Origin of the sequence: Salibaculum griseiflavum (genome assembly GCF_003129565.1) — a bacterium.
Taxonomy (GTDB): domain Bacteria; phylum Pseudomonadota; class Alphaproteobacteria; order Rhodobacterales; family Rhodobacteraceae; genus Salibaculum; species Salibaculum griseiflavum.
In genome coordinates this window covers 112,331-124,991 of sequence record NZ_QETF01000007.1, presented here as the reverse complement: position 1 = coordinate 124,991, position 12,661 = coordinate 112,331, and the positions used below count along the sequence as shown (strand labels likewise).

Below are 12,661 nucleotides of genomic sequence, written 5' to 3'. Positions count from 1 at the left end.
GTCTATTCACCAAGCAGGATAACCGGGCCGCCAGCGGCCCGGGCATCGTCCTCGTCGTGGGTAACCATAAGGACAGGCAAGTCGCGCGCCCGCGCCATGTCAAAGACCAATTCCCGGATCTGCGCCCGTCGGCTCGTATCGAGCCGGGAAAAGGCCTCGTCCAGAAGCAAGGCCTTCGGCTCAGACAACAGCACGCGCAGCAGCTGCACCCGTGCGGCCTGTCCTCCCGAAAGGGTCGCGGGGTCGCGGCCCTCGAACCCCTTCAGGCCGATCTCTGACAAGGCTTGGGCGATCCGCGCCCGCCGGTCTGCCCGGTTTCCGCCCGGCGCCATCCCAAAAGCGAGGTTCTGGCCAACGCTCATATGCGGAAACAGGATGTCGTCCTGGTAGAGGATGCCAACCTGCCGCAGATGCGGCGGACGCCCGGTGATATCCTCGCCATCCAGCAGAACCCGACCGGTCGCCCTGAAGACGCGGTCCAGTGTCCCGGTCACAAAGGACAGAAGCGTCGATTTCCCGACGCCGGACGGCCCCATGATCGTCAGCACCTCGCCCGGCGCGACAGTGCAATCGACCTCGATCAGCGTTGCCCCGCCATCGGTGATGCGGACATTCTCTAGAACCAACCCGTCAGACATGAAGCCCCCGCCTGTTTCGCCAGACCAGTGTCGGCACGATGATCGCCAGCGCAAAGGGCAGCAGGGCGGCCAGCGTCTGCATGATGCCATAGACCCCGATGGCCCGCCTGTCACCGCCCGAAGCCAGCGCGACCGCCTCGGTCGTCAATGTTGCCACGCGCCCGCCACCGATCAGGAGCGTCGGCAGGTATTGCCCGACAGAGACCGCCATGCCGACCGCAAAGGCTGTCAGTATCGGGCGCAAAAGCATCGGCATCCGCACCCGCCAGAAGATCCGGCCCGGCGACGCGCCCAGGGTGGCCGCCACAACGGCGTTGCGTTGGTCCCAGGCCCGCCATGGATCACCCAAGGAAAGGAAGACATAAGGCAGGACGAAGACCAGGTGCGCAAAAACCACGGGCAGGCGCCCCACATCCGCCCCCGCCTGCAGCAAAAGGATCTGAAGACCGGGCAGAAAGGCCGTCTGCGGCACCAGCAGCGGCAGGTAGAGCAACCACAGGCCGCGCGTCGTTATCGTGCGCCCGGTCCGTTGCTCTGCTTCGAGGCAGCCGAGGACCAACGCAAGGGCAATCACGGTCGCGAGGCCCGCCACGAGGAAAGTCTCGCCCAGCGCCGTGATCGTGCCGGGCCCGTGTCTGGTCCAACTGCGCAAGCCGAAACTGTCGGGCAAAACGGCAGGAAAGCTCCAGAACCCGGCGAAGGACCAGACGAGCAATCCCGCCATGGCCAGCATGACGACCCCGGCCGCAAGGGTGCCAAGGCCGATACCGGCTCGGCGCATCTGCCGGTCCAGGAAGTGCCGCTGCCCGGTTTCGATCCAGCGCGATCCAAGCCGGGCCACCAGGGCTTCGCCGGCCCGCCATAAAAGGAGCGCGAAGACGACAAGCCCAAGCTGCAACATCGCCCCGGCAGCCGCGGTCAGGCGCAGGGACAGGTCCGGGTCGCCCATCCACTTGACGATCTGGACTGACAGGCTGGGCGGCCGCGTCGGGCCGAGGATCATCGCGACGTCCACCACGCTCATGGAGTAGGCAAGCACCACGTAAACCGGCAAGCGGATCTGTCGGTAGACAGCGGGGAATACGGTCTTCAGCCACCCGGTAACACGGTCATAGCCCAGCGTTCGTGCTGTTTTCAGTCTCTGTTCCTGCCGAACCTGCCCCAGTGCTGCCAATGTCATCAACAAGAGGAATGGCACCTCCTTGGCAACAAGACCCAGGGTCATTGCCAAGCCGGCGGGGTCCTGCAAGACCAACAGGTCGGGCGGGCGCCCCCATCCGGTAAGCCAGGGGGAAAACAGGCGGCTGATCCAGCCAGACGGGGCGATCAGGAAGGCCAGGCCGAAGGCCGCGGCGGCATGCGGCACCGAGAGGATCGGCGCAAGGAGCCGCTGCAAGACACCGAAGGCACGGGTGCCGGACCATCCCGCAGTCACCAGCACGACAATCGCCAGCGACAGGACAGTGGCCTGAAGTCCGGGAACGACAGACAGCCCCACCGCCTGCCGCAGACCAGGCCAATCCAGCAGATCGCGCATGGCAACCAGCGATGGGCCGGTCAGACCCGCCCCCGGCAGATGACCGAAGGCGGGCAACACTGTTCCCCACAGCCCGGCCACCACCGGGCCGAGCATGACGACCAGCGTCAGAAGGGGAACATGGCGCAGCACGTCACTGAGCGGTGCCGTAGCGCGCCGCCCAATCCTCTGCGATGCGGGTCATCCAGCTGGGATGCGGCTCATCCTGCACCTTACCGAGCTCGGCCGGCGAAAGCGTGGCGATGCCCAGATCGAGCGCCTCGAATGCAGCACGATCTGCCTCGGGCAGCTTGTCCATGGCCAGCACGGTGCCATAGCCCAGAACCTCCGGGTCTTGCGCCCGCAATTGCGCCTCGGGCGACATCAGGAAGTTCGCGACCACCATGGCTCCGGCAGCGGACCCGGAATTGTACGGAATGGCCACGAAACTGGCATTGCCGATCGTGCCCTTATCCAGCACGAAAGTCCGCACTGTGTCGGGCAGCTGGTAGTTCGCGATCGCCGCCGTCGCTTCGCCGGGGCTGAAGGAAATGGCCATGTCGACTTCGCCATCCGCGATCAGTTGCAACTGCGCCGGTCCAGTCTGCGGATAGGCACGCCCCTCGCGCCAGAGGGTCGGCGTCAACTCTTCCAGAAAGGCCCAGAGCGGCGCGGTAACATCTTCATAGGTCGCATCCTCGACCGGTTGTGACAGGACCGACGGATCCTCCACCAGATCGACCAGAGCCTGCTTCAGGAAGGTGGTGCCGAGAAAATCCGGCGGCTGCGGATAGGTGAAACGACCGGGATTGGCCTTGGACCATTCCAAAATTCCGGTCATCGACCCGAAGGGCGCCGCGATATCGGCGGTATCATACATGAACACGACCTGCGCCATGGCCCAGGGGCTCTCATAGGCCTCGACCGGCACGGTGAAGTCAGTCTGAACGGTCTTGCCCTCAGTGTCTACATAGGCCCAGTTCGGCAAATCCTCGGCGAAGGGGCCAAAAAGTAGCCCGGCTTCCTTCATGGCCGCGAAATTGGCACCGTTGATCCAGATCAGGTCGATCGCGCCGTCAGTGTCCTCTCCGGCCTGTTTCTCACTCAGCACGCGCGTGACGGCGTCCGCCGTATCCGTCAGCTTGACATGCTCCAGCGTCACGCCGTGGTCTTCGGACACGCGTTCGCCCACCCAGGCGATGAAATCGTTGGTGGTGGTCGATCCGCCCCAGGCATTCCAATAGACCGTCTGGCCCTCGGCCTCCTGAAGGACAGCCTCCCAGTCGGAAGGGTTTGGCGTAGCCGAAGCGGCAAACGGCATCAGGAGCGCCGCTGCAAGCGAGAGGTATTTCATGTCTGGTCCTTTGTTCGTGAGAAGACAGTGCGGGCAGAAAGGATACGAAGCCCCGCGGTCGCGAAACAGAGCGCTCCAAATATCCAGGCCAGAGGCGCGAAGGCGGAGGGGAACAAGCAAATAAGAACGAAGAACAGGATCGTTTCCGTTCCTTCGAGCAAGCCGTTCGAGAAATAGAGAGATTTCACACCTTGGGTTGTTGTTTCGATGCCGCGCCGTTCCGCAAGGATCGCGTAGCCCAGAAAACTGGTTCCATTGAAATAGAAACTGACCAGCAGGAACGCACCGGCAACGCCATTGGCACCCGGATCGGACAGCACGAAACCCAGCGGCACCGCGCCATAGAAAAGGAAATCGCTCGTGATATCGAGATAGCCGCCGAAATCCGTTTTCTCGGTGGCACGGGCAATCGCCCCGTCCAGCCCGTCGGCAAGGCGGGACAACAACAAGGGGACCAGCGCGAGGAGCGGCTGGCCCAGCGCGATCAGAAGCGCCGCAAAGAGGCCAATGACCAACCCGAGGATCGTCACCGTATCCGCCCCGATCCCCAGCGCGGCCACGCGCCGCCCGGCCACGTTCAGCGGCGGATCAATCACCTTGCGGGCGGCGGCATCGAGCATCGGTCAGTCCTCGGTTTCGGCCCTTGTCGCCAAGACCGACCCGCAAGACAATCCGGTTGACGCGAAAGTGAGGTGAACGTGTCCCTGGACAAGAAAACGGCCACGCCTGCGCGGGCATGGCCGTTCCGGTTTTCGAGCGGGCACCGTTACTCGGCGGCGCCTTCGTCAAGGCTTGCCAGATAGGCGTAGATGTTCACCGCATCCTCGGGGTTGCGCACGCGGAACGCCATTTTCGAGCGGGCACGATCATCGCCGGTGGCTTCGCGCAGCCAGGCTGTCGGATCCTGGACGTAAGAGGCGAATTTCTCCTCGTTCCAAGTCATGCCTTCTTCGTTCAGCTGCAGGATGGCGGGACCATAGCGAAACTCCTCGGCAGAACCGATGGTGCCGCCGGCGATCCCGTAGAGGTTGGGGCCGGTCCTGACATTCGGCCGCCCGGCAAGAACATCGCCTGCATCGTCAACAACGTTGTGGCAGGATACGCACTGGCGTCCGAAAGCCCGCTCGCCGGCAGCGGCGTCGCCAGTGGCGGCGTGATCGTCGGCAAAAGCGGGGGCCGCGAAAAGAACCGCGGCAGCGGTGATTGCGAATTTGGTCATGACGTCTCCTAGTCTGGTTGTCACTCTCGACGAACCTCTGTCGCAACTTAGTCGGATTCGTTCGCGAAAACAGCCCGAACTCCGACGCGCAGCAAGGTGTCGCCGAAGAGCCACCATATACATGGCGCTTAGGCAATGTGTTTCGGCCCGCCTGCGGCGCTTGGTAGCGGCCTCAGGCGACCCGAAACCCCCTGCAGAAGGTCGCCCGAACCACCGGTATGTCTCCTGCGAGGGCAACACGCACGAAGTCCGCGCGAAGGCTCGGCATGATCCGGCCCCGGTCCGTCAGACCGACGGCGGTCGCGGGCCCGGTGCTCACGGTGGAAATGGCCCTTGGCAGATCATGCCAGATCTCGGCAAGACTGAACGCCGCATGGATCAATCCGGCGGGCACGTAGTCGGACGACAGGATATCGATCAACCCTTCCCTTGCGAGCTCCTCCGCCGACACATTGCCGGAATGGGATCCGCCGCGGATCAGATTCGGTGCCCCCATGATCGTCGCGATCCCAAGGTCGGAGCAAGCCCGGGCCGCCTCGACCGTGGTCGGGAATTCGGCCAGCGAGACCCCCAGGCTCGACGAGTGGGAGACCTGAGCCGCGGTCGTATCATCGTGGCTGGCCAGGGTGGCCCCGATGCGAGCCGCTTCCGCGACGGCGGCGGCCTCGTGCTGCGCCCCGACCTCTGTCTGGAGCGCCTTGAGCTTGACAACAAGCGCCTCGTAGGCGGTGTCGGACAGGTCATACTTGCCCTGCCAATAGGCCCGAAATTGCGCCATGTCGCGGAATTGCCGCTGGCCGGGTGTGTGGTCCATCAGGCTGATAAGACCGACCCGGTCCGAGGGTCCGAACTTTGCCATTTCCTCCACCAGGGTCTCCGAACACAGCTCGGCCCGCAAGTGCAGCATGTGACTGATGCGCAGGGCTCCCTCGGCGCGCAGCGCCAGCAGCTCATCCGCCAGGGTGCGAGCGTATTCGCCATAGTGGGTCTGCCGCTCCGTGAACGACCCGATCCGCAGAGCGTCGAAGACCGTGGTGATCCCGCATCCCGCCAGCTCCGCATCATGCGCCAGCAATGCGGGCTTGTGCGGCCAGTCAACTCTGGGGCGGGGCTTGATATGGCGTTCGAGGTTGTCAGTGTGCAGCTCGATCATGCCGGGTATCACGTAATCCCCTGCCGCATCGATTGCCCCGGCCGGAACCGTCTCGCCCTCGATGATCCTGGTGATCACGCCGTCCTCGAAGTGAACCGCCCCCCGGATCACCTGATCCGGCAGAACCAGACAGGCATTGGCAAGGCAGCCAGAGCCTGTCATCTGGGTGTCATCGTCGTCTGCGAGGGCTGCGGAAAGAGCGGGCGTGTTCATGTCAGACTTCACACGGTTTGCGATCTACTATCTGCCCCCGGAAGGCGGGGACTTGGCGAGATTCGGCGCACATTGGCTGGGTTGGGATGTCGATGCCGCCTGCACCATCCAACAGGATCCGGACCTGTCCGCGCTGACCGAGACCCCAAGGAAATACGGGTTTCACGCCACGATCAAGCCACCTTTCCGGTTGAAGAAGGGTATCGACCCCACGGCGCTTGCCGATGCAACGCGCCGATTTTGCGCCGCAACGCCTCCGATTGCATTGGCCGGTTTGTCGGTGCGCTGCATCGGCGGGTTCGTGGCGCTGTTGCCTGATGGTCCGACAAACCAGATTGATGCCCTGGCCGCGTCCTGCGTCGAAACGCTGGACCGGTTTCGTGCCAGACCCGCCGAGGCCGAACTCGCCAAGAGGCGGGCTGTGGGCCTGACGCCGGAACAGGATCGTAACCTGCACCGCTGGGGCTATCCCCATGTCATGGACGAATTTCGCTTTCACATGACGCTGTCGAGCCGGCTCGTTCCGACGGATCGCAATCATCTGACGCGCATTGCCAAGGAAAGACTGCCGGCCCTGCCGCAGCCCTTTCAAATTGACGAACTCACCCTTGTGGGCGAGCGGAAAGATGGGCGATTTCAGACACTCCATCGCTATGCCCTGTCCGGGTAGAGTGCCGCGGAATGGTCTCAGGCAAGGGTTTACGGGACCTGGCAACATCGACGAGCTGCAGGTTTACCAATGACTTTCCTGTTTGGGTGGTGCCGCTGAAGGGACTCGAACCCCCGACCCCATCATTACGAATGACGTGCTCTACCAGCTGAGCTACAGCGGCCACGGCGCTCCCTTTAGCATTGGCTCGCAACCAAGGAAAAGGGCTATTTTTCCGCTTCGGTTTCGCCGTCGATCACATGGGCCTCTTCTGTCTCTTCCTGAGCATCTTCCGGCCGGCTCTCGATCTGGCCCACGATCAGCGGCAGCATCTCGGTGCCGCTGGGCATCGCAACCTCGCCCGCGGGCGGGCGACGCCAGTCGAGCGTGTCGAAGGCATGGCAATTGCCGCACACCGGCGCCCAGTCCGAATGCACCTGCTGGCAATTGTCACAAATCCACTGCGGGCCGCGCGGCGCCGTCAGCGCCTTGGTCAACCAGCCCCGCACCACGGTATCCGGTTTGCCCTCGCCACGCTCGATGGCAGCCATGATCGTCAAGCTGCGCGCGGTCGGATCGGTTTCTATCAGATCGCCCAGCGCCCGACGCGCAGCCGGAAAATCTTCGGCCGCGATTTGCAGTTCGGCCAGCAGCATCCTGGTTTCAGGATGGTCCGGCTTGATCTTCAACAGCGGCTTGAATCGCTTGATCCGGGCTTGCGGGTCTTCGTCAGGCGCAATTTCGGCAAAGACGCGGGCCAAGTCGGGATGCGGGTGGGTGGTCCATGTCTTCTTGATGATCCGGGCCGCGGGCCGGATCGCACCCTTGGCGATCTGTGCCCGGGCAGCCGCGACAGTGGCCGGGATCAGATCGGGCGAAAGACGGTTCGCCTCGAAAATGGCCTCTTGCGCCTTGCTTTCCGCCCCCTGTTCACGAAGTTCAACGGCCTCGGAGAGGGCCAGGACAGCGTCACGGCGCTTGTGCACATCGCGCGGCAAGGTGCCACTCTTGAGCTTGGCACCGAGGGTTGCCCGCGCGCCCTTCCAATCCGCTTTTTCGGCCTGAAGCCGCAACAGGGTATCCTGGGTCTCTTCATGGCGCGGCTTGATGGCAAAAGCCTTCTCGGCAAGTTTCAGCGCGGTTTCGGTGTCACCATCGGCAAGCTTCTGTTTCATAATGCCCCGAACGCCCACGAACCGGGTCTTTTCGTCCTCCAGCAACTTTCGATAGGTGCGTTCGGCGGTCTTTCTGTCACCGGACATCTCGGCAGCCTGGGCAGCCAGCAGATTGGTCAGATGCGGCTTGCCCAGATATTTCTCGGCCCGCGACGCCTTGGCGAGCGCAAGCTGCCCTTCGCCAGAGGCCAGCGCCATCATGCCCTCGGACAGTGCGTCGAACCCCTTGCGTTCGCGATTGCGCGAGAAATAGCGCGAAATCGCCGTTTCGTCTCCGTTGAGGAACTTGAACGTTGCCACCAGTAGACCGATCAGCTTGATCCCCAGCCAGACAAGCAGGACCAGCAAGGCAAGGACGACGACCAGCTCGAGAACACTCATCGTCATGCCGAAGCCGGCGACGTCGATCACCACCTCGCCTGGCACGTCCATCAGCAACAGCCCCCCATAGGTCAGGGCGGTCACGAGGGCCACGAAGGCCAGTATCTTTACCAGGGACCAGAGCATCAGGGCAGCCTCAGTTCGTGTTCAGGGTTTCGGACAGGTCAGAGATCGCGGCCAGCGCATCGGCACGGGTCTGGGCCTTGGCGGTCCAGTCGGTCATCTCGGCGCGAGACACTTCCGGCAGCGTGGCGATTTCGGCCAGGGCATCGGACAACCGGTCCGATTCGACCGCGGCCTCTGCGCGGGACAGAACCGCATCGGGGTCACTTCCTTCGCGCGGTTGTGTCGACCGAACATCGAATTGCTGGCGCAAGAAACTGCCCAGACCGCCGCTTTCCCCGGCCACGCCCTCTTCTCGGGCGGCGGCCAGTGCCGCCCGTGCGGCCGGTCCGAACTCATCTTCGAGCGTCGCTCGGGTGGCGACGCCGGTTTCAGCGACTGACGTAAGCGCCACCGGCAGATCGCCTGCGACGGGTTCAAGATCCCCCAGAAGCTCGGCAAAGGGATCGCCGGTCTCGACGGCCCCGCGCAAACGGTTCAACGCGGCGCGCCCCGCCGCGGCGCGCGCCTCGCGCAGTGCTTCCTGTTCCATTTCTTCGGCTTCGGCACGGGCCGCATTCAGATCCTCGGCCGCCTGCTCGGCAATGGCGATGACCTCTTGACGCTGCGCGTCGAGCTCCGCGCGCAGCGAGTCCAGCTCGCGTTCGTAAGCCGCAAGCGCCGAATCGCTCAGCGTGCCATCGCTGCCCGGTCGTTTTTCGACTTCGGAAAGACGAGCATCCATAGCGTCGATCCGGTCGGACAAGCTTGTTTCGAGACCGCCAATCTCATCGGAAACGGCGGATTCCAGCGCGGTGATCCGCTCCCGCAGCGGGGTCAGATCCGGCGCGGGCGGGATCGCGTCGATCTCAGCCCGCAGCGCATCGATGGTGCCGGATTGCTCTTCGATCAATGCAGCAAGGTCGGGCCCGGCGGCTTGCTGGTTGTCCAGATAGGTCTCGACGCCATAGCCGAGACCGCCGGCTGCGAGACCACCGATGAGCAAAGGCAAGAACCCTCTGCTGCGACGGGGCTGTTGCGTCACCACGGGAGTTGTCGCCGGGTCCGCATCGCCTTGACTGGCCGCGGGCTGGTCCGGTTCGGCCTCGATATCCACCTCATCCGGGCCGGGTCCGGCATCGGACTCTTCAGTTGATTCGGTTGTGCCATCCGACTCGGACTCGACAGGTGTATCATCGAGGACTTCAGCATCCTCGATGCCCTCGGCCGCGTTGTCGGGCTCGGAGGTTTGGGCCTCCTCATCCGCTTCGACCTTGCCCCTATCGGCTTCGGTTTCGGCGACGAGGTCGTTTTCCTCGACAACCTCGGGTTGGTCCGATTTCGGTTTCTTCCTTGAAGATTTCGCCAACTTCGCCACCCAAATCCTTGTTCCGCCTGACCCATCGGCCAGCTCAAAGCCTATCCTGCCAGCGGGCGGGCCTCAAGCGATCAGCCCTGCGACAAGTCTGACCATCGTCGCCAAGTCCGGTTTTGCCGAGATTTTCACCTCAACCGGGTCCAGCGGCACTGACGCGCGGGCGACGTTCTCGCTCAGGGCACAGACCGTGATCGGTGCCGCGAACGGACCTTGATCAACAAGTAGCGTGGCCGTCTCGGGAGAAAACAGGGGAAGCAGGACCGGTGTTTTCCCCATCAAGGCCGCATCGGCATCTTCCGCCAGCGGCTTGGGGATCTTGCGATACACGATACGATCACTGCAATTCAGCCCGGCAACGCTCAAGGCCCCACAGATATCGGCCGCGCTCACCTCCCCCCGCAAATGCACCAGCTTCCGTTCAGGCTTGGCCGATCGGATGAGGGCGATCAGGTCGTTTGCATCGCCCCCCGCGTTTCTTGTGACAAAGCCCGCAGCCGCAGCCGTTCGGGCCGTGTGATCCCCCACGCACCAGGCGAGCCGCCCGGCGCCGGGCCCCGCATGACGCACCGCCTCACCCGAGGTGAAAATCAGATCGGCACCGGGTTCGACAAGGGCATGCTCGACCGCTTCGTAGTCGAAAAGCGGGCTGACGATCGCAGTCACCCCGGTGACACCGCGGTCGGTCAATGCCTCCAGAAAGGCCCGCGATCCCGCCTCGGGTCGGGTCAGCAGAAGGATCGGTCTTTCAGGTGTCACACGGCCCCCGGCCATTGTCGGATCAGGCCCCGAGTGTTACCTCGGAAAAGGTCCAGTGCAACCGGTCGAGACATGAACGAACCCCTGACACTTCTTGGTATTGAAAGCAGTTGTGACGACACGGCTGCCGCGATTGTCAGGGGCGTTCCCGGCAAGGCTGAAATCCTGTCCTCAGTCGTGTTTGGGCAAACGGACCTGCATGCGGATTTCGGCGGCGTCGTGCCTGAAATCGCCGCGCGCGCCCATGCCGAGAAACTAGATATCGTGGTGGAACAGTGTCTTTCCGAGGCGAATGTCTCGCTGTCCGATCTCGACGGGATCGCGGTGACTGCGGGCCCCGGCCTGATCGGCGGTGTGCTGTCCGGGGTGATGTGCGCCAAGGGCCTGGCGGCCGCCACGGGTCTGCCGCTGATCGGGGTCAACCACCTGGCGGGCCACGCGCTGACGCCCCAATTGTCGCACGGGCTGCCCTTTCCCTATCTCATGCTGCTGGTTTCGGGGGGGCATTGTCAGTTTCTTCTGGTCGAAGGACCGGAGGATTACAGACGGCTCGGTGGCACCATTGACGATGCACCGGGAGAGGCATTCGACAAATCCGCCCGGATTCTCGGGCTGTCTCAGCCGGGTGGTCCCGCCATTGAGCGTGCGGCCCGGGGGGGTGATGCGAGCCGGTTCCAACTGCCCCGTCCATTGCTCGACCGGGACGACTGCAACATGTCCTTCTCGGGTCTGAAAACCGCGATGCTCCGCGCACGGGATGGCCTTGTCGACGCCAAAGGCGGGTTGACCCGACAGGACCAGAATGATCTGGCCGCCGCTTTCCAATCGGCAATCCGGGATGTTCTGGTCGAGAAGACCCGGCGTGCTGTGCATATGGCCCGGTCTTGCCGGGCCGACTTGTCACGGTTTGCCGTGGCCGGTGGCGTTGCCTCGAATATGGACATTCGGGCCGGGTTAGAGACGATATCTGCTGACCTCGACCTTGATTTCGTGGCCCCGCCACTTGCGCTTTGCACCGATAATGCCGCGATGATCGCCTATGCGGGGTTGCTGCGTCATGCCGGGGGCGAGCATGATGACATGACCCTGGCCGCGCGGCCGCGATGGCCGCTGGACCAGCGCAGCCCCAGCCTGCTGGGGGGCGGCAAGAAAGGAGCCAAGGCATGAAGATTGGCGTCGCGGGCGCGGGCGCGTTCGGCACGGCACTGGCTGTCGCCCTCTCGTCCAATGGTCCGGTGACACTTTGGGCACGGGACCGCGACCAGTCACGCGACATGCAGAACCATCGCGAAAACAGGCGCCGCTTGCCAGACGTTGCGCTTGGCCCGAATATTTCGATCACGTCAGACATCGAGTCTCTTTCGGCGCTGGACACAATCCTTGTCGCGGTGCCCGCCCAGACCCTGCGGGGCTGGCTGACAGAACATCGGGCGCTTCTGGGTGGCAAGAGATTGGTGTCTTGCAGCAAGGGCATCGACCTTGAGACGCTCAAGGGAACCGGGGCGCAGCTGGCCGAACTCGTGCCCGATGCCAGCGCCGCCGTGCTGACCGGACCCAGTTTCGCCGTGGATATTGCCCGGCACTTGCCAACCGCCCTCACGCTGGCCTGTGCCGATGCGGACGATGGTGAATACCTGCAATCCTGCCTGTCCACCCCGGCTTTGCGGCTCTACCGGACCACCGATGTGATCGGGGCCGAACTTGGCGGGGCACTGAAAAACGTGATCGCCATCGCCTGCGGGGTTTGCATCGGTGCCGGTTACGGTGAAAGCGCCCGTGCCGCGCTGATGACACGTGGTTTCGCCGAGATGCGGCGGTTGGGTGATGTCCTTGGGGCACAGCCCGAGACGCTGGCCGGCCTGTCGGGGTTCGGCGACCTTGCCTTGACCTGCACCTCGGACAAGTCACGCAACTATCGCTTCGGTCTGTCGATCGGACGCAACGAACCCTTCGACCCATCGACCACCGTCGAGGGTGCCGCAACAGCGGCCGCCCTGATAAAGCTGGCAAGGCATCATGATCTCGACCTGCCGATATCGACGGTCGTTCATGCGCTGGCCACGAAGGAAATGGCGCCCGAAACCGCACTTGGGGCCTTGCTGTCCCGCCCATTGAAGGAAGAATGAA

The 12,661-nt window shown here is 63.7% G+C and carries 12 protein-coding genes and 1 tRNA gene; 3 read left to right on the top strand and 10 right to left on the bottom strand.

Annotation, left to right across the window (positions count from 1 at the left end; translation table 11 throughout):
* Window positions 1-2 precede the first annotated feature (2 nt).
* The 6 genes from DFK10_RS08665 to DFK10_RS08640 form a co-directional block, all read right to left on the bottom strand.
* Window positions 3-638 (bottom strand): ATP-binding cassette domain-containing protein, encoded by a 636-nt coding sequence (locus DFK10_RS08665; RefSeq protein ID WP_109388625.1) that lies wholly within the window; start codon window positions 636-638, stop codon window positions 3-5.
* On the bottom strand, window positions 631-2,271 hold the full coding sequence (locus DFK10_RS08660) for an ABC transporter permease (protein WP_109388663.1): 1,641 nt from the start codon (window positions 2,269-2,271) through the stop codon (window positions 631-633). The genes DFK10_RS08665 and DFK10_RS08660 overlap by 8 nt, the downstream gene beginning before the upstream one ends.
* A 37-nt stretch (window positions 2,272-2,308) precedes the next feature.
* Complete coding sequence (locus tag DFK10_RS08655; RefSeq protein WP_109388624.1) at window positions 2,309-3,508, bottom strand: ABC transporter substrate-binding protein; 1,200 nt, start codon at window positions 3,506-3,508, stop codon at window positions 2,309-2,311.
* On the bottom strand, window positions 3,505-4,128 hold the full coding sequence (locus DFK10_RS08650) for a CDP-alcohol phosphatidyltransferase family protein (protein ID WP_109388623.1): 624 nt from the start codon (window positions 4,126-4,128) through the stop codon (window positions 3,505-3,507). The genes DFK10_RS08655 and DFK10_RS08650 overlap by 4 nt, the downstream gene beginning before the upstream one ends.
* Before the next feature lie 146 nt (window positions 4,129-4,274).
* Window positions 4,275-4,727 carry a c-type cytochrome gene (locus DFK10_RS08645; protein WP_109388622.1) on the bottom strand — a complete coding sequence of 151 codons (453 nt, stop codon included), beginning with the start codon at window positions 4,725-4,727 and terminating at the stop codon, window positions 4,275-4,277.
* A gap of 172 nt (window positions 4,728-4,899) precedes the next feature.
* A complete protein-coding gene (locus DFK10_RS08640; RefSeq protein WP_109388662.1) occupies window positions 4,900-6,042 on the bottom strand; it encodes an alpha-D-ribose 1-methylphosphonate 5-triphosphate diphosphatase in 1,143 nt (380 codons plus the stop codon).
* 49 nt (window positions 6,043-6,091) lie between these two features.
* Here DFK10_RS08640 and DFK10_RS08635 point away from each other — a divergent pair, with 49 nt between their 5' ends.
* On the top strand, window positions 6,092-6,763 hold the full coding sequence (locus DFK10_RS08635) for a DUF1045 domain-containing protein (RefSeq protein ID WP_109388621.1): 672 nt from the start codon (window positions 6,092-6,094) through the stop codon (window positions 6,761-6,763).
* A gap of 87 nt (window positions 6,764-6,850) precedes the next feature.
* Here the strand turns inward: DFK10_RS08635 and DFK10_RS08630 are convergent.
* From DFK10_RS08630 to DFK10_RS08615, 4 genes are all read right to left on the bottom strand, one after another.
* Window positions 6,851-6,926, bottom strand: a tRNA-Thr gene (locus tag DFK10_RS08630).
* Between the two features lie 43 nt (window positions 6,927-6,969).
* The gene (locus tag DFK10_RS08625) at window positions 6,970-8,424 is read right to left on the bottom strand and encodes a heme biosynthesis protein HemY (protein WP_109388620.1); all 1,455 of its coding nucleotides are present in this window, start codon (window positions 8,422-8,424) and stop codon (window positions 6,970-6,972) included.
* A 10-nt stretch (window positions 8,425-8,434) separates the two neighbouring features.
* Entirely contained in the window at window positions 8,435-9,769 is a 1,335-nt protein-coding gene (locus tag DFK10_RS08620; RefSeq protein ID WP_217810107.1) for a COG4223 family protein, read from the bottom strand.
* Window positions 9,770-9,841: 72 nt separating this feature from the next.
* A complete protein-coding gene (locus DFK10_RS08615) occupies window positions 9,842-10,534 on the bottom strand; it encodes a uroporphyrinogen-III synthase (protein ID WP_217810106.1) in 693 nt (230 codons plus the stop codon).
* A gap of 72 nt (window positions 10,535-10,606) precedes the next feature.
* Here DFK10_RS08615 and tsaD point away from each other — a divergent pair, with 72 nt between their 5' ends.
* Together tsaD and DFK10_RS08605 are read left to right on the top strand one after the other, a co-directional pair.
* On the top strand, window positions 10,607-11,701 hold the full coding sequence (tsaD, locus tag DFK10_RS08610) for a tRNA (adenosine(37)-N6)-threonylcarbamoyltransferase complex transferase subunit TsaD (protein WP_109388618.1): 1,095 nt from the start codon (window positions 10,607-10,609) through the stop codon (window positions 11,699-11,701).
* A complete protein-coding gene (locus tag DFK10_RS08605) occupies window positions 11,698-12,660 on the top strand; it encodes an NAD(P)H-dependent glycerol-3-phosphate dehydrogenase (protein ID WP_109388617.1) in 963 nt (320 codons plus the stop codon). Before tsaD ends, DFK10_RS08605 begins: the two co-directional genes overlap by 4 nt.
* The last annotated feature ends 1 nt before the right edge of the window (window position 12,661 follow it).